The sequence below is a fragment of the Streptomyces cucumeris genome (assembly GCF_024295805.1).
GTDB classification, from domain to species: domain Bacteria; phylum Actinomycetota; class Actinomycetes; order Streptomycetales; family Streptomycetaceae; genus Streptomyces; species Streptomyces cucumeris.
The window spans coordinates 10,243-34,440 of the sequence record NZ_JANCLX010000009.1; the positions used below are offsets into that span (position 1 = coordinate 10,243).

Below are 24,198 nucleotides of genomic sequence, written 5' to 3' on the forward strand. Positions count from 1 at the left end.
CCGCCCGGCGGGCCCCCCATCACGCCGACACGGGGGGTGGGCCCCTTTTTTGCGGGGCCCACCGCCCGGTGTCATGGGGTGGGTGACCGGGGTCAGCCGGTGTTGCGCAGACCCGCCGCGACCCCGTTGACGGTGAGGAGCAGGGCGCGGGCGAGCACCGGATCGGCCTCCTCGCCGTTCTCCCGGGCGGTGCGCTGCCGGTGCAGCAGCGAGACCTGGAGGTAGGAGATCGGGTCGAGATAGGCGTCCCGGACGTGGAAGGTCTGCTTCAGCACCGGGTTGGAGTCCAGCAGCTCGGTTCCGCCGGTGATCCGCAGCACCTCGCGGACGGTCAGCTCATGCTCGGCCACGATGGTGTCGAAGACATGCCCCAGCTCGTCGGGCACCAGAGTGTCGACGTAGTGGCGGGCGATCCGCAGATCCGTCTTGGCGAGGGTCATCTCCACGTTGGACAGGAAGTTGCGGAAGAAGTGCCAGTGCTGGTGCATCTCGTCCAGGACACCGTCGAGACCGGCCTCCCGGGCGGCCTTCAGACCGGAGCCCACCCCGAACCAGCCGGGCACGATCTGCCGGGACTGGGTCCAGCCGAACACCCACGGGATGGCCCGCAGTCCGTCCAGTCCGGCGCCCGAGTCGGGACGGCGGGAGGGCCGGGAGCCCAGGTGGAGTTCGGCGAGCTGGTCCACCGGGGTGGAGGCGAAGAAGTACGCGGGCAGATCGGGGTCCTCGACCAGCCTGCGGTACGCGGAGTGGGCGGCCTCGGAGACGGTCTCCATCGCCGAGTCCCAGCGGGTGAGCGCCTCGTCCGACTGACGGGGCGCGGTGTGCAGGGCGGACGCCTGGAGGGTGGCCGCGACCGTCAGCTCCAGGTTCTCCCGGGCGAGCGCCGGGACGAGGTACTTGTCGGAGATGACCTCGCCCTGCTCGGTCACCTTGATCTCGCCCTCCAGGGTGCCCCAGGGCTGGGCGAGGATCGCGTCATGGGTGGGGCCGCCACCGCGGCCGACGGTGCCGCCGCGGCCGTGGAAGAGCCGCAGCCGTACGCCGTGCCGGTGGGCGACGTCGCGCAGCAGCCGCTGGGCGCGGTGGATCTCCCACTGGGAGGTGGTGATACCGCCGAACTTGGAGGAGTCGGAGTAGCCGAGCATGACCTCCTGGACATCGCCGCGGAGGGCGACGAGCCGCCGGTAGGAGGGGTCGGCCAGCATCTCGTCGAGCAGCTTGTCGGCGATCTTCAGCTCATCGGTGGTCTCCAGCAGCGGCACGATGCCGATCTTGGCCCAGCCCGCGTGCAGATCGATCAGCCCGGCCTCACGGGCGAGGACGGCCGCGGCGAAGACGTCGTCGGAGCCCTGGCACATGGAGATGATGTAGGACTCGACGATCTCCGGGCCGAACCGCTCGAAGGAGTCCCGGATGGTGCGGAAGACACCGAGGGTCTTGGTCCCGGCGGCGTCCAGCGGGGCCGGGGACGGGGCGAGCGGACGGCGCGAGCGCAGCTCCTTGGCCAGCAGCTTGCGACGGTAGTCGCGCGGCATGTCGGCGTAGCGCCAGGACTCCTCGCCCAGCCGGTCGAAGAGCTGGCCGAGCGCGTGGTGGTGGGCGTCGGCGTGTTCCCGGACGTCCATGGTGGCGAGCTGGAGGCCGAACGCGGCCAGGGTGCGCAGGGCGCGCTCCAGCCGGCCGTCGGCGATCAGCCGTCCGCGGTGGGCGCGCAGCGAGTCCTGGATGAGGTGGAGATCGGCGAGGAGCTCGGCGGTGCCGAGGTAGTCGCGGCCGGGCTGGTGAGGGGTGTCCGAGGCGAGCCGCTCCCGGGTGTTGATCAGCTTCTGCCGCATACAGGTGGCCTTGAGCCGGTAGGGCTCCTCGGCGTTGAGCCGCTTGTAGCGGGGGCTGATCTCCGGGAGGAGCTCCAGGTCGCGCTGGAGGGAGCCGAGCAGTTCCTCGGACGCCTCGGAGTTGCGGATGGAGCTGGAGAGGGCCGCGCGCAGATCGTCGATGATCTCCAGCGCGTCGGTGATGCCGTGCTCGTGCTGCAGGATCAGCACCTCACGGGTGACCTCGGGGGTGACGTTGGGGTTGCCGTCGCGGTCACCGCCAATCCAGGTGCCGAAGGTGAGCGGGCGGGTGGTGGCGGGCAGCTCCAGGCCGACCCGGTCCAGCTCGGCGGAGAGGTCCTCCAGGACGTCTCCGACGGCGTGGGCGTGCAGCTCGTCCAGGTAGTAGATGGCGTTACGGGCCTCGTCGGCGGGCTCGGGGCGGGCCACCCGCAGCTCATCGGTCTGCCAGAGCAGGTCGATGTTCTCGGCGAGGCGCAGATCGGTGCGGCGCTCCTCGCCCCCGGCGGCCAGCCCGTCGAGCAGCTCGGCGATCCGGCGGAGCTTGTTCAGGACGGTGCGGCGGGCGGCCTCGGTGGGGTGCGCGGTGAAGACCGGGCGCACATTGAGCCGCTCGACGGTCTGCCGGACGTGCTCGGGGTCGGCGTCCTTGAGCTGGTCGGCGGTGCGGGTGAGGATGCTGCCCTCGGCGTCCCGGCGGGCGCGCAGCTCACGGCCGCGGTGCACCTGCTCGGTGACGTTCGCGAGGTGGAAATAGGTGGAGAACGCTCGCACCAGCTTGGCGGCGGTCGCGAGGTCGGTCGAGCCCAGCAGCTCCGCCGCGGCCTCTCCGTCACTGCGGGTGAGGGCGCGGACGCGCTCGACGAGGTCGAGGAGGTCGGGGCCCTCCTGGCGGACGAGTGTCTCGCCGAGCAGATCGCCCAGACGGCGGATATCGGCGCGCAGGGCGGCATTGGTGTGGTCGGCACTGCTCACAGGTGCGGGCTCCTTGCAGTGAACGGGGTTCGTCAAGCGGGGCGAAGCGCCTGCGCGGCGGGTACCGCGCGCCATGGCCCCCATGCTTTCGGCCAGGTGCGGACCGCGCTGTCCGACGCACCCAGGATAGGCGGCGCGTCCCTGAGAGGGACCAGAGCCCTCTTGCCCCGCTTCGAGGCCCTGCCATACTTACGTCGCCGTAGGTTACGGATCCGTAGCCCAGCCCCCGAGCCCCACGAGGGATCCCATGACTGCAAGCCCCGACGTGGTAGACGACGCGCCGAAGGCCCAGGAAAAGCCCATTCCCTCCGCCACGCTCGGCGGGGACAGCAAGCGTTCCATCGAGCAGCTCACCCTGCTGCTGTTCATCACCGTCCCGTTCCTCGCCCTGCTCGCCGCCATCCCCCTGGCCTGGGGCTGGGGGGTGAGCTGGCTGGACCTGGGACTGATGGTGGCCATGTACTACATCGGCTGCCACGGCATCACCATCGGCTTCCACCGCTACTTCACCCATGGCTCCTTCAAGGCCAAGCGCCCGCTGCGGATCGCGCTGGCCATCGCCGGATCGCTGGCGGTGGAGGGCCCGCTGGTGCGCTGGGTGGCCGATCACCGCAAGCACCACAAGTTCTCCGACGCCGAGGGGGACCCTCACTCTCCGTGGCGGTACGGGGAGACCGTCCCGGCTCTGCTGAAGGGCCTGTGGTGGGCCCATATCGCATGGATGTTCGACGAGGAGCAGACCTCACAGCAGAAGTACGCTCCGGACCTGGTCAAGGACAGCACCCTGCGCGCGATCTCCCGGCAGTTCGCGCTGTGGACCGTGGTCTCGCTGATGCTGCCCCCGCTGATCGGCGGTCTGGTGACCTGGTCCTGGCAGGGCGCGGTGACCGCGTTCTTCTGGGGATCGCTCGTCCGGGTGGCATTGCTGCACCACGTCACCTGGTCGATCAACTCGATCTGCCACGCGGTGGGCAAGCGTCCCTTCAAGTCGCGTGACCGCTCCGGCAACGTCTGGTGGCTCGCCGTGCTCTCGTGCGGTGAGTCATGGCACAACCTGCACCACGCGGACCCGACCTCGGCCCGGCACGGTGTGATGCGGGGACAGCTCGACTCCAGCGCCCGGATCATCCGCTGGTTCGAGAAGGCGGGCTGGGCGTATGACGTCCGGTGGCCGAACGAGGCCCGTATCGACGCCCGGCGTAAAGAGGAGTCCGTCGGAGCGGCATGATGGAGCCTGTGGCGACCGATAGTAATACCAGCGGCAACAGGGACCGGCCCGCCAGGGCCGCCCGGCACTCAGGTTCCGGGACCCGGCGTACCCGCCGGGTCCGGATGACGGGCAAGGAACGCCGTGAGCAGCTGCTGGACATCGGTCGCACGCTCTTCGCCGAGCGGGGCTTCGAGGGCACCTCGGTGGAGGAGATCGCGGCCAAGGCCGGGGTCTCCAAGCCGGTGGTCTACGAGCACTTCGGCGGCAAGGAGGGGCTCTACGCGGTCGTGGTGGACCGCGAGATGCGCCAGCTGCTGGACATGGTGACCGGAGCCCTGACCGCGGGCCACCCCCGCGAACTGCTGGAGCAGGCCGCGTTCGCGCTCCTCGACTACATCGAGGCGTACACCGACGGCTTCCGGATCCTGGTCCGTGACTCCCCGGTGGCCCAGTCGACCGGCACCTTCGCCTCGCTGATCAGCGATATCGCCACCCAGGTCGAGGACATCCTCGGCCTGGAGTTCAAGGCGCGCGGTTTCGACGCCAAGCTGGCCCCGCTCTATGCGCAGGCGCTGGTGGGCATGGTGGCGCTGACCGGCCAATGGTGGCTGAACGTTCGCAAGCCCAAGAAGGCCGAGGTCGCGGCCCATCTGGTGAATCTGGCCTGGCACGGTCTGGACGGTCTGGAGCCCAAGCCGCGGCTGATAGGTCACCGCAAGAACTAGGCCGTGCCGTCGGGGTCTCCGCTGATGCGCGGAGATCCCGACGACACGGCCTCACCCCTCTTCGGCCGGACCCCCGTCCCGGCCGAAGGGGTCATCCGAGGGGCTCCAGGAACTCCAGCCGGTTGCCCACCGGGTCCTCGGAGGTGAAGCGGCGGTGGCCGGGAAGGTCACCGTCCCAGGTGACCGGGGCGCCCCGCTCGATGAGCCGGGCTGCGAACTCCTCGATACCGGTGACCCGCAGCCCCGGATGAGCCTTGCGGGCGGGCCGGAAGTCCTGCTCGATGCCCAGGTGGAGCTGGACCGGACCGGTCTGGAACCACACCCCGCCGCGCGCGGCGAGCACGGGCGGCTTGGGGATCTCGGTCATACCGAGCACCTCGCCGTAGTAGGCGCGCAGCGCGGCTTCGCTGCCCGGCGGGGCCGCGAGCTGGACGTGGTCGAGGGCGGCGATCACTTCGTCCGCTTCCGGGCGACCACGAAGATGCGGCGGAACGGGAAGGGCGTGCCGTACGGCCGGGGCGGGTACGCCTCGCGCAGCAGCTCGCGGTACTCACCCGTGAACTCCTCGGCCGCCTGCGGATCGTCCGCGAGGGCGGTCAGCACCGGGCGCAGTCCGGTGCCCTTCACCCAGTCGAGCACGGGGTCGGGGCCGCTGAGGACCTGTACGTAGGTGGTCTCCCAGACATCGGCCTCGCAGCCGAGCGCGGCCAGCCGGTCCTGGTAGCCGACCGGGTCCAGCACCGCGCCGCGGTGGCGGAGCGTTTCACCGAGCCGGTCGCGCCAGCGGGGTGACGCGCACAGCTCGCGCAGCAGGCGGTGGCTGGGGGCGTCGAAGTTGCCGGGGATCTGGAAGGCGAGGGAGCCGCCGGGACGCAGCGCGTCCAGCCAGGTGGGGAAGGCGTCGACATGGCCGGGCACCCATTGCAGCGCCGCGTTGGAGGCGATCAGGTCGTAGGTCTCATCGGGGGCCCAGCGCAGGATGTCGGCGGAGCGGAAGTCCAGATGGCCGCCGCCGGTGGTCGGGCCCGCCAGCGGCTTGGCGGACTCCAGCATCTCGGCGGAGTTGTCCAGACCGGTGACCCGGGCGTCGGGCCAGCGGTCGAAGAGCAGCGTGGTGACATTGCCGGGGCCGCAGCCGAGATCGGCGATCCGGGGGGCGTGACCGGCCTCGGCGGGCAGCCGGGGGACCCGGGCCAGCAGGTCGAGGAAGGGCCGGGTGCGATAGCCGGAGTGACGCAGGTACTGCTGCGGATCCCACTGCGGTGCGGTACTCATGGTCGTCAAGCCCCCTGCGGGTACGGTCGGGACATCGTGATCGCGTTTCCACGCTCCCTCACGGTGCTCCACGATATCTCTTGATGTCAAGAGACTTCATGTCGACAGACCTATTACACTGATCGCCATGGAGGACGAGGTCGATCGGCTGGTCGCGGCGTGGCGGCGGGAGCGCCCCGATCTCGATGTCGAACCGCTCGAAGTGCTCAGCCGGGTCAGCCGGCTCGCCCGCCATCTGGACCGGGCGCGGCGGATCGCCTTCTCCGAGCACCAGCTTGAGCCCTGGGAGTTCGACGTCCTGACCTCACTGCGCCGGGCCGGGCCTCCGTACCAGCTCTCCCCCGGGCAGTTGCTCACGCAGACCCTGGTGACCTCCGGCACCATGACCAACCGGATCGACCGGCTCGCCAAGAAGGGCCTGGTGCAGCGGGAGCCCGACCCCAGCGACCGGCGCGGGGTGCTGGTCCGGCTGACCACCGAGGGACGGGACCGCGCGGACCAGGCACTGGCCGGACTGCTGGACCAGGAGCATGCGATCCTCGCCGAGCTCTCGCAGGCCCAGCGCGCGCAACTGGCGGCGCTGCTACGCCAGCTGACCGCCCCGTTCGACAATTTCCCCGGCTAGGTCGACCGGGCCGACCCCGGCCCGCCGGGCCAGCGCCACGGCCGCCAGGGTGGAGTGCACCCCCAGCTTGCCCAGCACGTTCTGCATATGGGTGCGGACGGTGTGCGGGGAGAGGAACAGCCGCTCGGCGACCGCCTTGCGGCCGAGCCCGGCCACCATGCAGCGCAACACCTCGCGCTCCCGCGGGGTCAGCGACTCCACCAGCCGCTCGCTCTCGGTGCGGTGCTTGCGCGCGGCGGTCAACTCCCGCAGGACGCCGGTGAGCAGAGCGGGCGGCAGATGCGTCTCGTCCCGCAGCACCCCGCGGATCACCGCAAGCAGCCGGACCAGCGAGCAGTCCTTGGCGACCCAGCCGCAGGCTCCGGCCTGGAGGGCCGCGGCCGCCCGGCGCGGATCGTCCCGCTCGGCCAGCACCACGGTGCGCACCCCCGGCTGGGCGGTGCGGACCCCGCCGACCAGCGATATCCCGTCCGCCGCACGGCCGTTGACCGGGCGGGCGGGCACGGTGGACCCCGGCGGGCGCGCCCCGCCGTAGGCCGCGTCCGGCTGGGTGGGCAGCGGTACCGGCGCGTGGTCACCGGCCGCGGTACCCAGATCGGCGTCGACTAACAGGACGTCGAACCGGCGCCCTTCGGCGGCGCCCCGCTCCAGACAGCGCAGCGCCGCCGGACCGCTCCCCGCCGCCGCCACGTCCACGTCCTGCTCCGCCGCGAGGGCGGCTGCCAGTGACTCGGCGAAAATGCGATGGTCGTCGACCACGAGAACCCGAATACGTGCCACGGACACCCCCCACGTCACCGGAACTTCCCGGACTGCTCCGAGCATCAGTGCGGGTACGGCGCCCGGCAAGAGGTCAGCACGATCCGCGCGGCCGCCGCCGCGCCGTCATCGCTACCCCGCCCCGGGCGTCGTACCTGACTGTCTCGCCCCCTGATGAAGCACCGGCCCCCACCGGTGCTGTACTCAGCGTAAGGCCGGGACCCACAATCCGGAGCCGTTTCGCGAAACTGTCCGTCCTCACCCGTTTACTGTGAGTTTTGTGTTCGGTCTTGGGGAGTATGTCGGCCCAGAACGGCGAAAACCGATCGCGGAGTGGCCGAGGGTCCAGGGCTAGAGCCGCCGCGCCCCCGCACTCGGCACCGCGGTGAAGATCCGCGGGGCCCGGTGCCCCGCCCCGGTGAACGCCTCGGTGACCGCCTTGCCCACCGCATCCGCGGCGGTCTCCTCGACCAGGACGATGGCTGAGCCGCCGAAGCCGCCACCGGTCATCCGCGCCCCCAGCGCGCCCGCGGCGTTCGCGGACTCCACCACCAGGTCCAGCTCCGGGCAGGAGATCTCGAAGTCGTCGCGGCAGGAGGCGTGTCCGTCGGTCAGCACCGGTCCGATCGCCCGGACGTCACCCGCGTCGAGCCGTGCGACGACCTCCTCCACCCGGCGGTTCTCGGTCACCACATGCCGGACCCGCCGCAGCACGGAAGCATCCTGGCCCGCCTTCGCGAGCCGCGCCAGCGCGTCGTCCAGCCCCTCGGGGGACACCTCGCGCAGCGCCCGCACCCCGAGCTCCCGCGCCGCGGTCTCGCACGCGGCCCGCCGCTCGGCGTAGGCGCCGTCGCCCAGCTCATGGGTGACCCGGGTGTCCACCACCAGCAGGCGCAGCCCCTCCGCCGCCAGGTCGAACGGCACCTGACGGCTGGTCAGGTCCCGGGCGTCGAGGAAGAGCGCATGGCCCCCGGTGCAGCAGGCGGACGCGGTCTGGTCCATGATCCCGCAGGGCACGCCCACGAACTCGTTCTCCGCGCGCTGGCACAGCCGGGCGATCTCCCCGGGCGTGAGGCCCAGTCCGTAGAGGTCGTTCAGCGCGGTCGCGGTGACCACCTCCAGCGCCGCGGAGGAGGAGAGCCCGGCGCCGGTGGGCACGGTGGAGGTGAAGTACAGGTCCGCGCCGGCCGGGCCCGCGGCGTCGTCCGGAAGCAGCCCGGCCGCCCGCATCACCCAGACCACACCCGCCGGATAGGCCGCCCAGCCGCCCTGGTCGCCGCCCGCCCCGCCGGTCCCGGCCGGGGTCAGATCGGCGACGCGCAGGGCGACGGTGCCGCCCGGCGCCTCCCCGGAGTGCACCCGCAGCACACCGTCGCGGCGCGGGGCCGCGGCCGCCAGACAGGTGTGCGGCAGGGCGAGCGGCATGACGAAACCGTCGTTGTAGTCGGTGTGCTCACCGATCAGATTGACCCGCCCGGGGGCCGCCCACACCCCGGCGGGATCGGTTCCGTGGACCTCGCGGAACCGGTCCGCCGCCCGCCGGGCCCGGTCGCCGTCGCTGCCGCTGTCGCTGTCGCTGTCGGTCACTCGCTCTCCCTCCGCCGTGCGAACTCCCATGCGTCCGCCACGATTCCGGCCAGGTCGGTACGGCTCGGGCGCCAGCCCAGCCGCTCCTTGGCGCGCTCGGCCGAGGCCACCAGCACCGCCGGGTCACCGCCGCGACGGGGGGCCGCGGTCTCGGGGACGGGATGGCCGGTGACCCGGCGCACGGTCTCGATGACCTCACGGACGGAGAAGCCGTTCCCGTTGCCGAGGTTGCAGATCAGGTGTTCACCGGAGACGGCCGCGTCCAGCGCCAGCAGATGGGCCTCGGCCAGGTCGGCGACATGGATGTAGTCGCGCACGCAGGTGCCGTCGGGGGTCGGGTAGTCATCGCCGTAGACGGAGATCGTCTCGCGGCGGCCCTGGGCGACCTGGAGCACCAGCGGGATCAGATGGGACTCGGGCTCATGGCGCTCGCCGTACGCCCCGTAGGCGCCCGCGACGTTGAAGTAGCGCAGGGAGACGGCGGCCAGGCCGTGGGCCGCGCACTCGCCGCCGATCATGTGGTCGACGGCCAGCTTGGTGGCGCCGTAGGGGTTGGTGGGCGCGGTGGCGGCGTCCTCGGTGATCGGGACCTCGTCGGGTTCGCCATAGGTGGCGGCGGTGGAGGAGAACACCAGGGTGCGCACCCCCGCGTCGCGCATCGCGGCGAGCAGGTCGGTGGTGCCGCCGACGTTGTTGGCCCAGTACTTCTCCGGGCGCACCACGGACTCGCCGACCTGTGAGGAGGCGGCGAAGTGCAGCACCGCGTCGAAGGAGGGGTCGAGCCACTTGCCCGCATCCTGGACGCGGCCCTCGATGAACTCCGCGCCCGCGGGGACGCCCGCGCGGTGCCCGGTGGACAGGTCGTCCAGGACGGTCACCTGGTGACCGGCCTCCAGCAGATGCGCCGCGACCACGCTGCCGACATAGCCCGCACCGCCGGTGACCAGGTACTTCTTCTGCTGCGCATTGCTCACTTGCTCGCTACCTCTCGCAGTCGCTCGGCCGCGGCCTCAGGCGGCACATCATTGATGAACACGTTCATGCCGGATTCGGAACCCGCGAGAAACTTCAGCTTGCCGGAAGTGCGGCGAATGGTGAAAAGCTCGAGGTGCAGAGCGAAATCCCGCCGGTTCACCGCGGTGAACGGCGCCTGGTGCCAGGCGGCGATGTACGGCGTGGGCGGCTCCCCCTCCCCGAAGATCCGGTCGAAGCGCTGCAAGAGTTCCAGATAGACCTGTGGGAATTCTTTGCGTGCGGCGTCGTCCAGCTCGGTGAGGTCCGCGACCCGCCGCTTCGGGTAGAGGTGGACCTCGTACGGCCAGTGGGCGGCGTAGGGGACGAAGGCGGTCCAGTGCTCCCCGTCGATCACCACCCGCTCTCCGTCGGCCAGCTCCCCGGCCACCACATCGTCGAACAGATTCCGACCGGTCCGCTCATGGTGGGCGGCGACCGAGTCCAGCATCCGGCGCGTCCGCGGGGTCACGAAGGGATAGCCGTAGATCTGGCCGTGCGGATGGCCGAGGGTGACCCCGATCTCCCGGCCGCGGTTCTCGAAGCAGAAGACCTGCTCGACAGCGGGGAGCCGGGACAGCGCCACGGTGCGGTCCGCCCACACGTCGAGCACCAGACCGGCGCGCTCGAGGGACAGATCGGCGAACGAGGCGTCATGGTCCGAGGTGAAGCAGACCACCTCGCACCGGCCCGACTCCCCCGCGAGCGACGGAAAGCGGTTCTCGAAGACGGCCACGTCGTAGTCGGCCGCGGGGATCTCGGTGTGCCGCCCGTCCCGGGAGGGGCACAGCGGGCATTCGTCGGCGGGCGGGTGGTAGGTGCGCCCCTGACGGTGCGAGGCAACGGCCACGTCATCACCGAGCAGCGGGTCGTGACGGATACCGGAGCGGGTGGTGATGGGGTCCAGCGGCCGCTGGTCGACGGCGTCGCGCACCGCGTCACCGTGCGCGTCGTAGTAGATGAGCTCGCGTCCGTCCGCGAGCCGCGTCGCCGTCTTCTTCACTCCGCCGGCTCCTTACGTGCCATCCTCACTCAACACAACTAAACATAATGAACCACAAGCGCACAGTGCCGTCAATGGACAGTGAAGGGCTCGGACAAAGATGGAGAATTCGGATACCTTCACCGCACGTTTGTGGTGCATTCCGTTCACGCAATGAAGCGAGTCACCTATGCACTATCTGGCCGAAGGGCTACGGCTCCCCACCAACGCGCTCGACTACTCGATCCTGATCCTCTACTTCGCCGTGGTGCTCGGCGTCGGATTCGCCGCCAGACGGAGCGTGCAGACCAGCCTCGACTTCTTCCTCTCCGGGCGGTCACTGCCCGCATGGGTCACCGGACTCGCCTTCGTCGCGGCCAACCTCGGCGCCCTGGAGATCCTGGGCATGGCGGCCAACGGCGCGCAGTACGGGGTCTACACCGTGCACTGGTACTGGGTGGGCGCGATCCCGGCCATGGTCTTCCTCGGCCTGGTGATGATGCCCTTCTACTACGGGTCGAAGGTGCGGTCCGTGCCCGAGTTCCTGCTGCACCGCTACGGGCCGTCCTCGCATCTGCTCAGCTCGGTGATCTTCTCCGTGGCGTCCGTGCTGATCGCGGGCGTCAACCTGTACGCGATGGCGATCGTGGTGGAGGCGCTGCTCGGCTGGCCACAGTGGGTGGCCATCGTGGTCGCGGGCTTCTTCGTGCTGGCGTACATCACCCTGGGCGGTCTGTCCTCGGCGATCTACAACGAGGTGCTCCAGTTCTTCGTCATCCTCGCCGCCCTGATCCCGCTGACCATCGTCGGCCTCAAGCGGGTCGGCGGCTGGGGCGGGCTGAAGGACTCCCTCGAGACCTCCCACGGCGCCGACTTCACCTCGGCGTGGGGCGGCACCGGTATCGGATCCGACAACCCGCTGGGCGCCAACTGGCTGACCATCGTGCTGGGTCTGGGCTTCTGTCTGAGCTTCGGCTACTGGACGACCAACTTCGCCGAGGTGCAGCGCGCCCTGTCGGCCAAGAACCTCTCGGCCGCCCAGCGCACCCCGCTGATCGCCGCCTTCCCCAAGATGTTCATCCCGCTGATCGTGGTGGTCCCCGGGCTGATCGCGTTGGTCCTCGAACCGGGTATCGGCACCGAGAAGAGCGGGACACAGTACAACGACGCGATCCCGCTGCTCATGCGGGACCTGCTGCCCAACGGGGTGCTGGGACTGGCGGTGACGGGTCTGCTGGCCGCCTTCATGGCGGGCATGGCGGCCAATGTCTCCTCGTTCAACACGGTGTTCACCAACGACATCTGGGGCGCCTACATCCGCAAGGGCCGCCCGGATGAGTACTACCTGCTCACCGGGCGGGTGGTCACCGCCGTCGGGGTGCTGTGCGGTATGGGGACGGCGTTCATCGCCTCCTCGTTCAGCAACATCATGAACTACCTCCAGACCCTGTTCTCCTTCTTCAACGTGCCGCTGTTCTGCGTCTTCATCATCGGGATGTTCTGGAAGCGGGCCACCGCCGCGGCCGGGTTCTGGGGACTGCTCAGCGGCACCGTGGCCGCGATGATCAACTACTTCTGGTTCTACCAGGAGGGCGTCATCTCGATCCCCAGCGACCAGGGCGCCAACTTCGTCTCCGCGATCGTGGCGTTCGTCGTCGGCGGTGTGGTGATGGTGGGCGTCTCGCTGTTCACCCAGCCCAAGCCGGTGGAGTCGCTGGCCGGGCTGGTCTACGGCACCACCTCGCCCGGGATGGCCGAACCCCCGGCCGCGGGCGACGAGGCCTGGTACCGCAAGCCCGCGCTGCTGGGCTGGGGCGCGATCATCCTCGCGGCCCTGTGCTACGTCCCGTTCTCCCTGTGACCCCGGCCGGAAAGGAGATCGCGCCATGAGTGACGAGTTCGAGTACCAGCACCAGGTCGAGGAGCTCGCGGAGAAGTCGGCGACCGCTGCCCGGCTGTTCGACGTCCGGCGGCTCATCGGCGGACTGTTCGTGGTCTACGGCATCATCGTGACGATCGCCGGGATCACCGCCTCCGAAGCGGACCTGAAGAAGGCCCAGAACATCAACATCAACCTGTGGACGGGGCTGGCGATGCTCATCGTCGGGGTGCTGTTCCTGGTCTGGATGTGGCTGCGGCCCGCGACCGCCCCGGAGCCCGCCCCCGAACCGCCGCCGGGTCCGGCCCGGCCCGGGGACGAGACGGTCTGATGGCAAGGTCCTGTCCTGTCGGTCTTCGTGGATCAGGCCGCGGCGTCTGGTGCCGTAGCTCGCAAGGCGGAGGGTCGTCCTTGTACTGGGCGTACTCGGATGAGCCCGACAACGCGGCGAGGTGCGGTGCCAGGCGTCGCGGGCCCACGAAGACCGGCAGGACAGGGCCTAGGCGGGCGGCGACGCGCGGTGTGCCGCCGCCCGCTCCAGCAGTCCGGTGCGCGCCGCCAGCGCGGCGGCCTCCAGCCGCGACCCGACGCCCAGCTTCATCAGCACCCGCTGCACATGGGTGCGGGCGGTGCTGGGCGCGATCCCCATGCCGGCCGCGATCAGCCGGGTGTCCTCGCCCTCCGCGACCCGTACCAGCACCTCCACCTCGCGCGGGGTGAGCATCCGCAGCAGCCGGGCGCCCTCGTCATCGGGCTGGGCCGCGGGGTTGAGCAGTTCCGCGAAGGCCCCCTGGAGCAACTGCGGTGCCACGGCGGCCTCTCCGGCCCGCGCCTTCATCATGGCGCGCTCCACACCCTCGATGCGCTCGTCGTGGCGCACATAGCCGGACGCCCCGGCCGCGAACGCGGCCGCTATACCGCGCGGACTCGGCACCGGGCCGAGCACCACCACCGCGATCTGCGGCCGTTCCTTCTTGATCCGCACGACCGGATCGAAGACCCCCGGCTCGGCCGGTGTCGCGGTGCCCAGCAGACACACCTCCGGTGCCCGGCTCACCACCAGATCGGCCGCCCCCGCGCTCGGCGCGGCCGCGGCGAGCACCCGGTGCCCGCGCAGCTTCAACGCCGAGGCGAGCGCCTCCGCGAGCAGACGGTGATCGTCGACCACCATGAGTCGCACGCCCATGAGCTCCCCCCATTTCGCCCAGGGGGGAAGCTACACGCTTGTTCGACGTCGCGCGCCCCCTACCGGGAAGAAGCCCCCCGGAATGCCGAAATCCCGGCCATTCGCGCCTACTTGACATCCGATCGACGTCCGAAACCGACCGATGCGAGCGGTCCGGACGATCGAAGAGGACGGTTCATGAGCCGGAGCGCACAACGGCGGCCCCGCCCGTACCGGGGTACGGGCGGGGCCGCCGGAGGTGTGGGCCGGGCCGGGGTCAGCTCGCGCCGAAGATGACCGCCAGCGGGTCGTCCTTGTCGTACTGACCCGACGGCTTGCTGGCGTAGCGGTCGGCCATGAAGAGCCGCTTGCCGTCGGAGAGGACCTCCGAGTACTCCGCGCTGAAGTCCGACTCGACCTCGGCGGTCGAGCTGTCGTTCTGGAGCAGCTTGCTCTTCTCGTACGACTTGGGGTCGATCCGCCACACGGCGCCGCCGCGGGAGTAACCGCCGTCCTGGTAGGCGAGCACATAGCCGTCCTTGTCGGTGCCGAGCGGCGTCAAGGTGGCGGCGGTGACGCCCTCGGTCTTCCCGATCGGCTTGCCCGTCTTCAGGCTGAAGGCGACGATCTCGTTACGGGGACCTTCGGAGCTGAAGCTGCGGTCCTCCGTCGCCATGAACAGGCTGTTCGTCGCCTTGCTGATGCCGATCCGCTTGCAGCCCTCGACGTTGGTCGACTCGCACTTGGGCTCGTACTTGCCGTTCTCGGTGCTGGTCTTGCTCACGACCTTGCCGGCCTTGCCGCTGTCGTCGATCGTCAGGAAGTCGGAGACGCTGCTGCCGGTGTCATCGCCCGCGTCCAGCCCGATCACCAGCGGGTCGGTGGAGGCGATGTGCACGTAGTCCAGGCCCCGGGAGACCTTGTAGCTCGACTTCACCGCGCCCGACTTCGGGTTCAGCGTCTGGACGGTGATCTGCTCGTTGCCGTAGTCACCGCACTTGCGCACCGCGACCAGCTTGTCCCCGCCGCCCGCGTAGCCGTTGTCGCGGCACTCGTCGTCCTCCTTGGGCTTCCACAGCTGCTTGCCGTCGAGGGACCAGGCGGCACCGCCCCTGCTGCCGCCCGCGGCCACCGTCCCGCCGCCGATGGTCACCTCGTCGAAGCGCATCTTGGAGTAGTCGCCGTCGAGCTGCTTGTGCCAGCGCAGCTTGCCCTGCTTGAGGTCGACCAGGCCGACCTGGGTGCAGTCGCCGCCGTACTTCCGCTCCTTGGAGGGCTTGGCGTCCTTGTAGACCACCGAGGTCAGTCCGTCCTCGGTGACATGGGCGGAGGCCCAGCAGATCTCACCGGAGAGCGGTATCTCCCACTTCGGGCTGCCGCCGTCCAGCGGATAACCGGCGATCTTGTAGACGCCGACCTTCGCGTAGACATCGTCGGTCACCCAGCTCCCGTAGACCGTGACCTGGTCCTTGACCTTGGGCATCGGGATCTTGTGGAGCAGCTTGCCCGAGGCCGTCTCCGGGGCGGGCTTCTTCTTGAAGCCGCCGGAGGAGCCGCCGTCATTGCCGCTCGAACTGCCCTGGCTGCTCTTCTTGTCGTCGTCCTTGGCCTCGCTGCCGCCCTTGTCCTTGGTGGCGAACCAGATGCCGCCGCCGATGACCAGCGCGACCGCGACCACGGCCGCCACGATGATCATCATGCGCTGCTTGGACTGGTTGGAACCGCCGCCACCGGGGCCCGGCGCCGGGGCGCCGGGGTACTGGTACTGCCCCTGGGGCGGGTACTGCCCCTGCTGCGGATAGCCGTACTGCTGCTGACCGGACGGGAACGGCGAGGGCATGCCCACCTGGGTCGGCTGGGCGTGCACCGGCTGCCCCGGGTAGCCGTAGCCACCGGCGCCCTGCGGGGGCGTCTGCGGCGCGGCCGGCGGGGTCACCGGCGGAGGCGGCGGCGGACCCTGCGGCGGCTGGCCCGGCGCCTGCGGCGCGCCCGGCCCCTGCTGGGGCGGGGCGGGCGGCTGCTGCGGATAGCCGTAACCAGGATCCTGCGGCGCGCCAAAGCCGCCCTGCGGCGGCTGGTTCGGCGGCGGAGGCGGCTGTGACATGCGGATTCCTTCTTGCGCGGGGACCCATCGTCCGATCGGCCTCCCCCGCGATCCTGGAGGTCGAAGTCCCCCAGGAAGGAGCGAATCGGACATGAGATCCGCCAGTGAACGGCAGGCAGGCGGGAGTTCTTTGTATCACCCGGCGCTGACACGCTCCGGTCCGGTCTCCGCCTCATCGAACAGCTGAGACCGGCCTGTGACGGGACTGTTGCCGGCAGGCGTCACACGGCGGGCGCGGTGTCCGGTACCGGACGGCCCGCCGGATCAGACGTCGTCGGCCAGCTCCAGCCAGCGGGTCTCCAGGTCCTCGCGCTCCCTGGCCAGCTCCCGCAACTGGGCGTCGAGTTCGGCCACCTTGGTGAAGTCCGTGGCGTTCTGGGCGATCTGGTCGTGGAGGGTGGACTCCTGCTCGCTGACCCGGTCCAGCCGCCGCTCGATCCGCTGGAGCTCCTTCTTGGCGGCACGCTGCTCGGCGGCGGACAGACGGCCGTCCGCGGGCTGTTCGGCGGCCTTCTGCCGGGCGGGAGCGGCCGCGGCCGCCTCGGCCTGGACGCGCTGCCGCCGCTCCAGGTACTCGTCCACACCGCGCGGCAGCATCCGCAGGGCGGCGTCGCCGAGCAGGGCCAGCACCCGGTCGGTGGTGCGCTCGATGAAGTACCGGTCGTGGCTGATGACCACCAGTGAACCGGGCCAGCCGTCGAGCAGGTCCTCCAACTGGGTCAGGGTCTCGATGTCCAGGTCGTTGGTGGGCTCGTCGAGGAAGAGCACATTGGGCTCGTCCATCAGCAGCCGCAGGATCTGGAGGCGGCGGCGCTCACCGCCGGACAGATCGCCGACCGGGGTCCACTGCTTCTCCTTGGTGAACCCGAACTTCTCGCACAGCTGGGAGGCGGTCATCTCCCGGCCCTTGCCGAGGTCCACCCGCTGCCGGATCTGCTCGACGGCCTCCAGGACCCGCCAGTTGGGGTCCAGCTCCGCCACTTCCTGGGACAGATAGGCCAGTTTGACGGTCTTGCCGACGTTGATCCGGCCCGCCTCGGGCTGGGACTCACCCTCGGTACGCGCCGCCTCGGCCAGGGCACGCAGCAGCGAGGTCTTGCCCGCGCCGTTCACGCCCACCAGACCGATCCGGTCCCCCGGCCCCAACTGCCAGGTGAGATGGCGCAGCAGCACCTTGGGCCCGGCGGTGACGGTCACGTTCTCCAGCTCGAAGACGCTCTTGCCGAGGCGGGAGTTGGCGAACTTCATCAGCTCGGCGCTGTCGCGCGGCGGCGGTACGTCGGCGATCAGCGCGTTGGCCGCCTCGATCCGGAAGCGCGGTTTGCTGGTGCGGGCCGGGGCGCCGCGGCGCAGCCAGGCCAGCTCCTTGCGCATCAGGTTCTGCCGCTTGGCCTCCTCGGTCGCGGCGATGCGCTCCCGCTCGGCCCGGGCGAAGACGTAGTCGCTGTAGCCGCCCTCGTACTCGTGGACCACTCCGCGCTGGACGTCCCACATCCGGGTGCAGACCTGGTCGAGGAACCAGCGGTCGTGGGTGACGACCACCAACGCCGAGCGGCGCGCCCGCAGATGGGCGGCCAGCCAGGAGATGCCCTCGACGTCGAGGTGGTTGGTGGGCTCGTCCAGGACGATCAGGTCCTGTTCGGCGATGAGGAGTTTGGCCAGCGCGATCCTGCGGCGCTCACCGCCGGAGAGCGGACCGATGACGGTGTCGAGCCCCTGCGGGAAGGCGGGCAGGTCCAGCCCGCCGAAGAGCCCGGTGAGCACGTCCCGGATCCGGGCGTCGCCCGCCCACTCGTGATCGGCGAGATCGCCGATCACCTCGTGGCGGACGGTGGCCGCGGGGTCGAGCGAGTCGTGCTGGGTGAGCACCCCCAGCCGCAGGCCCCCGGAGTGGGTGACCCGGCCGGTGTCGGCGGACTCCAGCTTGGCGAGGATCCGGATGAGAGTGGTCTTGCCGTCGCCGTTGCGGCCGACGACGCCGATCCGGTCGCCCTCGTTGACTCCGAGGGAGATCCCGTCGAGCAGTGCACGGGTGCCGTACACCTTGCCGACGGCTTCGACGTTGACCAGATTGGTGGCCATCACACTCCTGTACGCGGATCGATCGACGTCCCAGCCTAGTCGCCGCGGACGACCGCCCGCTCAGCCGGTCAGCACCGTCGCACCGGGCGCCGGGCCGGAGGCCGTCCGCACCGCGCGGCAGGTGCCGGAGGCGGCCAGCGCGGCGGCCACGGCCTGGGCGGCCTCGGCGTCCTTGGCCAGGAAGGCGCAGGTCGGGCCGGAGCCGGAGACCAGCGAGGCGAGCGCTCCGGCGTCCGCCCCGGCGCACAGCGTCCCGGCGAGCGTGGGGCGCAGGGACAGGGCGGCGGGCTGGAGGTCATTGGTGACCGCGGCGGCGAGCGCCGCCGGGTCCCCGGTGCGCAGGGCCTCCAGCAGCGCCGGAGAGGGCTCGGGGTCGGGGATGTCCGCGACGGTGGCGCCGGTGCCGGACGCCTCGCGGAGCCGGTCGCACTCGCGGTAGACGGCGGGGGTGGACAGACCGCCGTCGGCGACCGCGAACACCCAGTGGAAGGCCGCGCCGGTCTCCAGGGGTTCGAGCAGCTCACCCCGGCCCCGGCCCAGCGCGGCGCCGCCGACCAGGCTGAACGGGACGTCGCTGCCCAGCTCGGCGCAGATCTCCAGCAGCTCCTCACGGGTGGCGCCGGTGCCCCACAGCGCGTCACACGCGACCAGCGCCCCGGCCGCGTCCGCGCTGCCGCCCGCCATGCCCCCGGCGACCGGGATGTCCTTGGCGATGTGGAGGTGGACGGCGGGGTCGACGCCGTGCCGCGCGGCGAGGGCGAGCGCCGCGCGGGCGGCCAGGTTGTCGTGGTCCTGGGGCACCTGGTGGGCGTCCGAGCCCGCGACGGTGATCCGCAGCGTGTCCGCGGGGGTGGCGGTGACCTCGTCGTAGAGGCCCACCGCGAGGAAGACATTGGCCAGGTCGTGGAAGCCGTCGGGGCGCAGGCCGCCGACCGCGAGCTGGACGTTGACCTTCGCGGGGACGCGGGCGGTCACGGGGCGGATCACGGGTGCGGGACTCCTCGGGGCGCTGCGGTGCGGTGTGCTGCGGTGGTACCGGTGGCCATTGTCCCGCGCCCGCGGAACGGCCCTCGCCGGGGTCCGGCGCGGGGACGGCTCAGCCGGCGGCCGGTCCGTGCTCGGCGATGGCCGCGAAGTCCTCCACGGTGAGCGCCTCCCCGCGGGCCTGGGGCGATATCCCGGCGGCCGTGAGCGCGGCCTCGGCCGCGGCGGCCGAACCGGCCCAGCCCGCGAGCGCCGCCCGCAGCGTCTTGCGGCGCTGTGCGAAGGCGGCGTCCACGACGGCGAAGACCTGTTCCCGGGAGGCGGTGGTGCGGAGCGGTTCGGAACGCCGCTCCAGGGAGACCAGCCCGGAGTCCACGTTGGGCGCGGGCCAGAACACATTGCGCCCGATCGCGCCCGCGCGCTTGACCCGGGCGTACCAGGCGGCCTTCACCGAGGGCACGCCGTAGACCTTGGACCCCGGGGCCGCGGCGAGCCGGTCGGCGACCTCGGACTGCACCATGACGAGCGTCCGCTCGATGCTCGGGAAACCGGCGAGCATATGGAGCAGCACCGGCACGGCGACGTTGTACGGGAGGTTGGCGACCAGCGCGGTCGGGGCGGGCCCGGGGAGCTCGGTGACCCGCAGGGCATCCTGGTGCACCAGCTCGAACCGGTCGGCACGGCCGGGCAGCCGGGCCTCGACGGTGGCGGGCAGGGCCGCGGCCAGTACGTCGTCGATCTCCACGGCGGTGACCCTGTCGGCGGCCTCCAGCAGGGCGAGGGTCAGCGAGCCCAGTCCGGGGCCGATCTCGACGACCACGTCGTCGGGCCGGACACCGGCGGTGCGCACGATCCGGCGGACGGTGTTGGCGTCGATGACGAAGTTCTGGCCGCGCTGCTTGGTGGGGCGTACGCCGAGCCGGGCCGCGAGCGCGCGGACGTCGGCGGGGCCGAGCAGGACATCGGGGTCGGTGGAGCTCACCGGGGAAGTCTAGGCCGACTTTGCGGTGGCCCGGTCCGGGCTCGGGCTCCGGCGGGAGGAGCCGGGGGCACCCCGGGTGGGCGGGGTGCCCCCGGGTGGCTCACCGGCGCAGGTTGCTGCCGCAGTTCGGCCAGGGGCTGGCACCGCGCTGCACATACAGCTTCTTGGCCCGCTGGGTCTGCTCGGAGGCGGGCGCGTCCTGTGGATTGCCGCTGCCGCCGACGGAGCGCCAGGTCTGCCGGTCCATCTGGTAGAGCCCGCCGTAGCGGCCGCTGGGGTCCACCGCGTCGGCCCGGCCGCCGGACTCGCAGCGCGCCACCGCGTCCCAGTTGAGCCCGTTGCCGCCACCGCCGCCACCACCGCCACCACCGCCGGCGCCACCGCCGGGGGGTGTCGCCGGGGGCGGGGCCGCCTGGGTGCCCACCCGCACGACCTTGGGCACCGGCTCCTTGACCACCTCCGAGCTCAGCTTGTGCGGCCGCTCGCGGACACCGTCGACGGTGCGCACCCGGTAGGTGGTGCGCACCGAGCCCGGCCGTCCCTGGCGTTCGACGATCTCGGTGCCCCTGGGCACCGTCGGGTCCGCGCGCCGGACGGTGGTGAAGGCCAGCGGCTTGCGACGGACCTCCTTGTCTCGGGTGATCCGCGTCACCTTCACGGTCTGGCCGTCGCGCGGGAAGCTGCCCTCGGGCGCCGAGGTGGTGTCGTGGCGGCGCAGGGTGATCCCGGCGTCGTCGAGCGCCTCGCCCACCGTCGCGACGTTGGTGCGCACGGTGTGCTCGCGTCCGTCGGCCGTGAAGGTGACGGTGCGCTCGGTGCGGACGTCCAGGGCCAGTCCGCGCCGGGAGATCCCGGCGGAGCGCGAGGCGGAGAGGAAGGCGCCGTCGGCGCGCACCCCGAGCTGGTTCAGCGCGCCGTCGACGGTACCGGCGGTGGTCCACACCTCGCGGCGCCGGCCATCGAGGGTCAGGGCGACCGGGCGGCCGTAGCGCACGGCCACCTCGTCACCGTCCTTGAGGCTCTGGCCGGGGGCGGGGGCCACGATGTCGTGGCGGCCCACCCGCACCTTCTCCTCGGCCAGCAGTTCGCCGACGTCATCGGCGAAGGTGTGCAGGGTGCGCCGCTCACCGTCCACGGTGAGGTGCACCGCCTTGTCATGGGCGACGAAGGCGGAGGTGCCTCCGGCGAGAGCGGCGACGACGAGTGCCTGGGGCAGCAGCCGTCGCATGGGATCGGTCCGGGCGGCTGTGCGTTTGCGCCGGGCGGCACGGCGCGCGACGGCGCGACCGCCCGGGACGGGGTGGCTGTCCTGCGTTCGGCTCACGACCACACTCCACACGTCCGGGGATGGGGCGTATGGGTCCGGGACTGTAGCGGGTGATCGTCACTCTCCAAAGCCACATCATCACGCTGTGTCGTGATGATGTGAGCCTGGCGTCCGCGGTCAGTAACCGAAGGCGCGGGCCGTATTCGCTGCTACGGCGGCCGCGAGCTCGTCCTCGGGGACTCCCTTGACCTCGGCCATGGCCCGCAGAGTGATCGGAATCAAATACGGAGCGTTGGGCCGTCCGCGGTACGGGGCGGGGGTCAGGAAGGGCGCATCCGTCTCGACCAGGACCCGGTCGAGGGGCGCGACGGCGAGGGCGTCGCGGAGCGGCTGGGCGTTCTTGAACGTCATGTTCCCCGCGAAGGACAGGTAATAGCCCCGTTCGGCGCACACCTCGGCCATGGCGGCGTCACCCGAGTAGCAGTGGAAGACGACGGTCTCGGGCGTACCCTCCTCCGCCAGGATCCGCAACACGTCGTCATGGGCGTCGCGGTCATGGATGACCAGCGCCTTGCCGTGGTCCTTGGCGATGCCGATGTGGCGGCGGAAGGAGTACTCCTGGGCGGCCATGCCCTCGGGGCCGGTGCGGAAGTAGTCCAGACCGGTCTCGCCGACCCCGCGCACCTGGTCCAGCGCGGCCAGCTCATCTATCTCGGCGAGGGCGGCGTCCAGCGCCGCCTGGCCGCCGGGCTGCCGCGCGCCCTGGCGGGACCAGCCGTCGGGGTCGCCCAGCACGATCCGGGGCGCCTCGTTGGGGTGCAGGGCGACGGTCGCCCACACGCTCTCGTGGGCGGCGGCGGTCTCCGCCGCCCAGCGGGACCCGGCGACATCACAGCCCACCTGGACGACGGTGGTCACCCCGACGGACGCCGCCTTGGCGAGCGCCTCCTCGACCGTGCCGGTCTGCATGTCCAGATGGGTGTGGGAGTCGGCCACCGGCACCCGCAGCGGTTCGGGCAGCGGCGGGGGCGCGTCCTTTTCCTTTCGCGCTCCGTTCGCCTTCTCGTTGCCGCCGGGTGCCGGTCCTGTTTTCGCCATGACGGCGATTCTATGAATGCCGGTGAATGCGCGGTGAATCGCGTCCGGCCGCTCAGGTGTTCCGTATCGGGCTCATCGGTGCCAGACGGTCCGGTTCTCAGGTGCGGTGGTGCTGAAACGGGTGCAGCAGATCCGAGAGGTGCCAGTGATGCCTGCGGCGCTTGGCGCCGTCCTCGTCCCTCGCCGTCTCCCCCGCCAGGTCACCGGCCTGCGCCGCCGACGCCCCCGAGACGGTGCGGCGCCGCCCGCGCCGTGCGCCCTCCAGCGCCGACGCGACCTGGCCCGCCCGCATGATGCGCACCAGATGGCCACCGCAGTTGATGCAGTCGGGGCTCGTGAGCGGGGACCGGACGCGCGTCCCGTCCGTGAAGTACACGACGAAGGCGCGGCCCTCACCGTCCACATGGTGCTCGATGTCGTACGACCGCTCCCAGCCGTGCCCGCACTTCATACAGGCGAAGGCATACGCCTCGTGGGCCACTTCGCCGACCGCCGGGCCGAGAGGGAGGCGGGCCGTCGGCCGGACACCGCTCGGGGTTCCCGCTATATCGCTCATGGCAGCTCCTCTTGTCGCGCGGGACAAGGGATCCGGGATGGCCCCGCCCGCGCCGTCCCCACCAGTGGACGCCTTTCCGCGCGATACCGCAGCAGCTCTTCCCCGAGTTTGAGGCAGTTTTGGTGACCGCCTTTGCGAAAGGCCCCGGCGACTGACCCCGCCTTTGCCTTCCGCTACCGCCCTTTACCTTCGCGTGGCCCGTTTCCTGCCGCGTTCTTTGCCGCCACGACGGCGTCGAAGACCTCCCGTTTGGGCACACCCGCCGCCTGGGCGACCGCCGCGATGGCCTCCTTGCGGCGCTCCCCCGCCTCCTCGCGCACCGCGACCCGCCGGGCCAGCTCCTCGGGACCGGCGTCCTCCGGCCCGGGTGCGGCGGCCCCTTCCACCACCACGGTGATCTCGCCGCGCACCCCTTCGGCCGCCCAGGCGGCCAGCTCCCCGAGCGGGCCGCGCCGGACCTCCTCATAGGTCTTGGTCAGCTCCCGGCAGACCGCGGCGCGCCGGTCGGCGCCGAACACCTCGGCCATGGCGGCCAGGGTGTCGTCCAGCCGGTGCGGGGCCTCGAAGTACACCAGCGTGCGGCGCTCGGCCTCGACCTCGCGCAGCCGCCCCAGCCGCTCCCCCGCCTTGCGCGGCAGGAAGCCCTCGAAGCAGAAGCGGTCCACCGGCAGCCCGGAGAGCGCCAGCGCGGTGAGCACCGCGGACGGCCCGGGCACCGCGGTGACCTTGATGCCGTGCTCCACGGCGGCGGCGACCAGCCGGTAGCCGGGGTCGGAGACCGAGGGCATCCCGGCGTCGGTGACCAGCAGCACCCGGGCGCCGCCCGTGAGCGCCTCGACCAGCTCGGGCGTACGGGCCGACTCATTGCCCTCGAAGTAGGACACCACCCGGCCGCCGGGCGTGACCTCCAGCGCCTGGGTGAGCCGGCGCAGCCGCCGGGTGTCCTCGGCGGCCACCACATCGGCCGCGGCGAGCTCGGCCGCCAGCCGCGGCGGCGCGTCCGCGGTGTCGCCGATGGGGGTCCCTGCCAGTACGAGCGTTCCAGTCACGCCCACCATCCTCGCAGCCGCGCCGCGCCGCCGTGACGGGGACGA

21 protein-coding genes are annotated in these 24,198 nt (G+C 71.4%); 5 read left to right on the forward strand and 16 right to left on the reverse strand.

What is annotated here, in order from left to right; translation table 11 throughout:
• Positions 1-92: 92 nt before the first annotated feature.
• On the reverse strand, positions 93-2,813 hold the full coding sequence (gene ppc, locus NMK44_RS15675) for a phosphoenolpyruvate carboxylase (protein ID WP_254743426.1): 2,721 nt from the start codon (positions 2,811-2,813) through the stop codon (positions 93-95).
• Positions 2,814-3,060: 247 nt separating this feature from the next.
• Between ppc and NMK44_RS15680 the strand changes: the two genes are divergently transcribed.
• Positions 3,061-4,041, forward strand: a complete 981-nt coding sequence (locus tag NMK44_RS15680; protein ID WP_254743428.1) for an acyl-CoA desaturase — start codon at positions 3,061-3,063, stop codon at positions 4,039-4,041.
• Positions 4,041-4,748 carry a TetR/AcrR family transcriptional regulator gene (locus NMK44_RS15685; RefSeq protein ID WP_254743852.1) on the forward strand — a complete coding sequence of 236 codons (708 nt, stop codon included), beginning with the start codon at positions 4,041-4,043 and terminating at the stop codon, positions 4,746-4,748. Before NMK44_RS15680 ends, NMK44_RS15685 begins: the two co-directional genes overlap by 1 nt.
• A 91-nt stretch (positions 4,749-4,839) precedes the next feature.
• On the opposite strand, the gene NMK44_RS15690 is transcribed toward NMK44_RS15685, so the two are convergent.
• Both NMK44_RS15690 and NMK44_RS15695 read right to left on the reverse strand, forming a co-directional pair.
• On the reverse strand, positions 4,840-5,202 hold the full coding sequence (locus NMK44_RS15690; RefSeq protein WP_254743430.1) for a VOC family protein: 363 nt from the start codon (positions 5,200-5,202) through the stop codon (positions 4,840-4,842).
• Positions 5,199-6,023, reverse strand: a complete 825-nt coding sequence (locus tag NMK44_RS15695) for a trans-aconitate 2-methyltransferase (RefSeq protein ID WP_254743432.1) — start codon at positions 6,021-6,023, stop codon at positions 5,199-5,201. Before NMK44_RS15695 ends, NMK44_RS15690 begins: the two co-directional genes overlap by 4 nt.
• Before the next feature lie 127 nt (positions 6,024-6,150).
• Here NMK44_RS15695 and NMK44_RS15700 point away from each other — a divergent pair, with 127 nt between their 5' ends.
• On the forward strand, positions 6,151-6,648 hold the full coding sequence (locus tag NMK44_RS15700; RefSeq protein ID WP_254743434.1) for a MarR family winged helix-turn-helix transcriptional regulator: 498 nt from the start codon (positions 6,151-6,153) through the stop codon (positions 6,646-6,648).
• On the opposite strand, the gene NMK44_RS15705 is transcribed toward NMK44_RS15700, so the two are convergent.
• The 4 genes from NMK44_RS15705 to galT form a co-directional block, all read right to left on the reverse strand.
• Positions 6,607-7,428: a LuxR C-terminal-related transcriptional regulator gene (locus NMK44_RS15705; RefSeq protein WP_254743436.1), complete on the reverse strand. Its 822-nt coding sequence runs from the start codon at positions 7,426-7,428 to the stop codon at positions 6,607-6,609. The genes NMK44_RS15700 and NMK44_RS15705 overlap by 42 nt on opposite strands.
• Positions 7,429-7,758: 330 nt before the next feature.
• Complete coding sequence (gene galK, locus NMK44_RS15710) at positions 7,759-8,994, reverse strand: galactokinase (protein WP_254743438.1); 1,236 nt, start codon at positions 8,992-8,994, stop codon at positions 7,759-7,761.
• Positions 8,991-9,968: a UDP-glucose 4-epimerase GalE gene (galE, locus tag NMK44_RS15715; protein ID WP_254743440.1), complete on the reverse strand. Its 978-nt coding sequence runs from the start codon at positions 9,966-9,968 to the stop codon at positions 8,991-8,993. The genes galK and galE overlap by 4 nt, the downstream gene beginning before the upstream one ends.
• Entirely contained in the window at positions 9,965-11,008 is a 1,044-nt protein-coding gene (gene galT / locus NMK44_RS15720) for a galactose-1-phosphate uridylyltransferase (protein ID WP_254743442.1), read from the reverse strand. The genes galE and galT overlap by 4 nt, the downstream gene beginning before the upstream one ends.
• Before the next feature lie 169 nt (positions 11,009-11,177).
• On the opposite strand from galT, the gene NMK44_RS15725 reads away from it, so the two are divergent.
• Together NMK44_RS15725 and NMK44_RS15730 are read left to right on the forward strand one after the other, a co-directional pair.
• On the forward strand, positions 11,178-12,848 hold the full coding sequence (locus NMK44_RS15725; protein WP_254743443.1) for a sodium:solute symporter family protein: 1,671 nt from the start codon (positions 11,178-11,180) through the stop codon (positions 12,846-12,848).
• Positions 12,849-12,873: 25 nt separating this feature from the next.
• Positions 12,874-13,197: a hypothetical protein gene (locus NMK44_RS15730; RefSeq protein ID WP_254743444.1), complete on the forward strand. Its 324-nt coding sequence runs from the start codon at positions 12,874-12,876 to the stop codon at positions 13,195-13,197.
• Between the two features lie 168 nt (positions 13,198-13,365).
• Here the strand turns inward: NMK44_RS15730 and NMK44_RS15735 are convergent, their stop codons facing one another.
• The 9 genes from NMK44_RS15735 to rsmI form a co-directional block, all read right to left on the reverse strand.
• Positions 13,366-14,052 carry a response regulator transcription factor gene (locus NMK44_RS15735; protein WP_254743445.1) on the reverse strand — a complete coding sequence of 229 codons (687 nt, stop codon included), beginning with the start codon at positions 14,050-14,052 and terminating at the stop codon, positions 13,366-13,368.
• Between the two features lie 256 nt (positions 14,053-14,308).
• Complete coding sequence (locus NMK44_RS15740) at positions 14,309-16,135, reverse strand: PI-PLC domain-containing protein (protein WP_254743447.1); 1,827 nt, start codon at positions 16,133-16,135, stop codon at positions 14,309-14,311.
• Between the two features lie 264 nt (positions 16,136-16,399).
• Positions 16,400-18,217: an ABC-F family ATP-binding cassette domain-containing protein gene (locus tag NMK44_RS15745; protein WP_254743448.1), complete on the reverse strand. Its 1,818-nt coding sequence runs from the start codon at positions 18,215-18,217 to the stop codon at positions 16,400-16,402.
• A gap of 60 nt (positions 18,218-18,277) precedes the next feature.
• Positions 18,278-19,204: a 4-(cytidine 5'-diphospho)-2-C-methyl-D-erythritol kinase gene (locus NMK44_RS15750; protein ID WP_254743450.1), complete on the reverse strand. Its 927-nt coding sequence runs from the start codon at positions 19,202-19,204 to the stop codon at positions 18,278-18,280.
• 109 nt (positions 19,205-19,313) lie between these two features.
• On the reverse strand, positions 19,314-20,183 hold the full coding sequence (rsmA, locus tag NMK44_RS15755) for a 16S rRNA (adenine(1518)-N(6)/adenine(1519)-N(6))-dimethyltransferase RsmA (protein WP_254743451.1): 870 nt from the start codon (positions 20,181-20,183) through the stop codon (positions 19,314-19,316).
• A gap of 100 nt (positions 20,184-20,283) precedes the next feature.
• On the reverse strand, positions 20,284-21,522 hold the full coding sequence (locus tag NMK44_RS15760; protein WP_374215280.1) for a resuscitation-promoting factor: 1,239 nt from the start codon (positions 21,520-21,522) through the stop codon (positions 20,284-20,286).
• Between the two features lie 105 nt (positions 21,523-21,627).
• Positions 21,628-22,548 (reverse strand): TatD family hydrolase, encoded by a 921-nt coding sequence (locus tag NMK44_RS15765; protein WP_254743453.1) that lies wholly within the window; start codon positions 22,546-22,548, stop codon positions 21,628-21,630.
• Between the two features lie 97 nt (positions 22,549-22,645).
• Entirely contained in the window at positions 22,646-23,104 is a 459-nt protein-coding gene (locus tag NMK44_RS15770) for a hypothetical protein (RefSeq protein WP_254743455.1), read from the reverse strand.
• Between the two features lie 173 nt (positions 23,105-23,277).
• Positions 23,278-24,153: a 16S rRNA (cytidine(1402)-2'-O)-methyltransferase gene (gene rsmI / locus NMK44_RS15775; RefSeq protein ID WP_254743456.1), complete on the reverse strand. Its 876-nt coding sequence runs from the start codon at positions 24,151-24,153 to the stop codon at positions 23,278-23,280.
• Between the last annotated feature and the right edge of the window lie 45 nt (positions 24,154-24,198).